A 2825-nucleotide genomic window follows, 5' to 3' on the forward strand; every position below is an offset into this window, starting at 1 on the left:
TAATTATAGATCGTGCCGATCGAGACCTCGGCTTGTGCGGCGATCGCCTCGATCTTGGCGCCTTCATAGCCGGCCTCGCGAAACAGCGCGGTGGCCGCATCGATGATGCGGCGGTGCCTGTCCGCCTTCTGCCGTTCGCGCAATCCGCTCATATCGGCCTCTTTGCCACAAAATCATAATTGACTCAATTTTAGAATTGGTTCAACTTTTCTTCCAACAAGCCAGCAAGGCAGGGAGAACACTCGATGACCGTCAACGCCCGCAATCCGCTTTCCACCCTCAAGTCCCATCTCGCAGCCGCTTGCGCGGTCGCCGCGCTGCTTCTTGCAGCCGGTGGCGCTGAGGCCGCCGATCTCAATGCGCTGATCTGGTGCGACCATTCCGATCCGGCGCTGCTCGAGCCCTTCGAGAAGGCAAACGACGTCAAGGTCAACGTAAAGGAGTTCGAAGGCACCGGAGCGGGGCTGGCCATCGTCGACCAGTCGCAACCCGGCGACTGGGACGTGATGGTGATCGATTCCATCGACGTGCCGCGCGGCGTCGAAAAAGGCCTGTTCGAGCCGCTGCCCGAGGATAAATTGCCCTTCGCCGACCTCTTCCCGGAAGTGAAGATGGACAAGTCGACCATCGTCGACGGCAAGCGCTACGGCATCACCGAAAAGTTCGGCTACAACACGATCGGCTTCAACAAGACCAAGGTCGACCCGGCCGACATGCAGTCGCTGGCCTCGCTCACCAGCGACAAATACAAGGGCAAGGTCGCGATCTACGATTACTACCTGCCGGTGATCGGCATGGCGGCTTTGGCGATCGGCAAGAAGACCGCCGATCTCACCGAGGCCGACCTGCCAGCGCTGAAGGCCGAGCTCCTCAAGATGAAGGCCAATGCCAAGCTGGTCGGCGAGGTCACCGCCAGCCAGACCGCATTGGCCACCGGCGAGGTGGACGTTCTTGTCGGCGGCGGCGAGTGGGTCACGGCCGGCCTTGCCAAGGAAAATCCGGCGCTCGACTTCTCGATCCCGAAGGAAGGTGCTGTGCTCTGGTCGCAGTCGCTCGCCATGTTCAAGGATTCCAAGAACAAGGACATGGCGCTGAAATTCATCCAGTACATCATGAGCCCTGAGGGCCAGGCGCGGCTTGCCACCTCGTCCTGCTACTGGGGCATGCCGGCGAACACCAAGGCGGCGCTGACCGACGAGCAGAAGAAGATCCTGCGCTTCGACGAGCAACCTGGCTTCCTCGCCCGCGCCCAGGCCTATCCGGCGCCGAACGCCGACCTCGACAAGAAGATGCAGGACATGTGGACCGAGATGCTGCAGGCGCAGTAAATCGGCCGATGAGTGTTTCTGGAAGCAACTCGCGTGCCCTGCCCTGGGCGCTGGTCACGCCGGCGCTGGCGTGGACGCTGCTGTTCTTCGTGCTGCCCTTCATCGCCATGGGGTTTTCCAGCCTCACCGCGCATGAAGGCGGCGGCTTCACCTTGGCCAATTACAGCCAGTTCTTCACCGATCCGTCCTATTGGCGGTCGATGGTGAACTCACTGGAGGTCACGGCTATCGTCACCGTGATCTCGATCCTGCTCGCCTATCCCTTCGCCTGGATCCTCGCCGAAATGGTCCCGCAACGCTGGCAACGGCTGGCGCTGATGCTTGCCGTGCTGCCGTTCTGGACCTCCTATGTCGTGCGCTCCTATTCCTGGCTGCTGGTGCTGGCGCAGAACGGCGTCATCAACCGGGCGCTGACCGGCATGGGCCTCATCGCCGAGCCGCTGCAGCTCGCCAACACGCGTTTCGCCACCGTCACCGGCTTCGTGCATTTCTTCGTCATGCTGTTGACGCTGACGATCTTCGCCAATCTGAAGCAGCTCAGCCCGAGCTACCGCAGGGCGGCCGCCGATCTCGGCGCCGGGCCGGTGCGGACCTTCCTGCATGTCGTGCTGCCGCTGACCCTGCCCGGCATCATGGTCGGCGCCTTCCTTACCTTCGTGCTCTGCATCGGCGACTACATCACGCCGCAGATTCTTGGCGGCAACAACGAGCTGGTCATGCCGCAGCTGGTCATGATGCAGATCGGCCGGCGCGGCGATTTCCCGCTGGCCTCCGCGCTGTCGATCATCCTGATGGCTGTCGTCACCATCGCCTATCTCGCCTGCGCGCGCTGGCTGAAGATCGAGCGGGCCTGACGATGCGCGCCGCCGTCCGCTTCGCCGCCTGGCTCTACGCCGTCGCCGTCTATGGCTTCATCTTCCTGCCGGTGGTGGTGCTGGTGCTGTTCTCGCTGCAGGCCACCTCCTTCCCTATACCGCCTTTCACCGGCCCGTCGCTGCGCTGGTACCAGGCGGTGCTTTCAGACGCGAGGCTCACCTCAGCGCTGGTCAATTCACTGCTGGTGGCGGTGCTGTCCTCGCTCGCATCGGTCACGCTCGGATTTCTGTCCGCCTGGGGTTTCGCGCGCTTCGTCCTGCCGGGCTCGGCCTTGCTGCGCGGGCTGATCACGCTGCCGCTCACCGTCAGCTATCTCATCATCGGCATGGGCCTGCTGGTGCTGTTCAACTGGGCCGGTGTGCCGAAATCGCTGCTTGCGGCCGGCATCGGCCATGTGGTGATCAACCTGCCGCTCTGCTTCGCCATCATCTACAGCCAGATGGGCGACCACCAGATCAACATCGAGCGCGCCGCGCGCGACCTCGGCGCCGCCGAATGGAAGGTGCTGCTCCTGATCACCGTGCCGGTGATGGCGCCGGCGATCTTCGCCGGCTTCTTCCTGTCGATGACATTTTCCTGGGACGAGTTCGTCATCTCCTTCCTGCTCACCCGCTTCGAGAC

Annotated in this window: 4 protein-coding genes; 3 read left to right on the forward strand and 1 reads right to left on the reverse strand. The window is 62.9% G+C overall.

The window, feature by feature from the left end; all coding sequences use genetic code 11:
• Positions 1-152: helix-turn-helix domain-containing protein (locus EOA27_RS30500; RefSeq protein ID WP_145970631.1), on the reverse strand; the 152-nt coding region annotated here is incomplete at its 3' end.
• Positions 153-245: 93 nt separating this feature from the next.
• Between EOA27_RS30500 and EOA27_RS30505 the strand changes: the two genes are divergently transcribed.
• The 3 genes from EOA27_RS30505 to EOA27_RS30515 form a co-directional block, all read left to right on the forward strand.
• Positions 246-1328 carry a spermidine/putrescine ABC transporter substrate-binding protein gene (locus tag EOA27_RS30505; protein ID WP_126082826.1) on the forward strand — a complete coding sequence of 361 codons (1083 nt, stop codon included), beginning with the start codon at positions 246-248 and terminating at the stop codon, positions 1326-1328.
• 8 nt (positions 1329-1336) lie between these two features.
• On the forward strand, positions 1337-2182 hold the full coding sequence (locus tag EOA27_RS30510) for an ABC transporter permease (protein ID WP_126082827.1): 846 nt from the start codon (positions 1337-1339) through the stop codon (positions 2180-2182).
• A gap of 2 nt (positions 2183-2184) precedes the next feature.
• Positions 2185-2825, forward strand: a 641-nt coding sequence (locus EOA27_RS30515) for an ABC transporter permease (protein WP_145970632.1), incomplete at its 3' end; no start/stop codon positions are given.

The sequence above is a fragment of the Mesorhizobium sp. M2A.F.Ca.ET.037.01.1.1 genome (assembly GCF_003998075.1).
Classification (GTDB): domain Bacteria; phylum Pseudomonadota; class Alphaproteobacteria; order Rhizobiales; family Rhizobiaceae; genus Mesorhizobium.

Bases quoted from the DNA above. Each gene is read 5' to 3' on its own strand.
- EOA27_RS30505 (WP_126082826.1), top strand. From the start codon at position 246: ATGACCGTCAACGCCCGCAATCCGCTTTCCACCCTCAAGTCCCATCTC.
- EOA27_RS30510 (WP_126082827.1), top strand. From the start codon at position 1,337: ATGAGTGTTTCTGGAAGCAACTCGCGTGCCCTGCCCTGGGCGCTGGTC.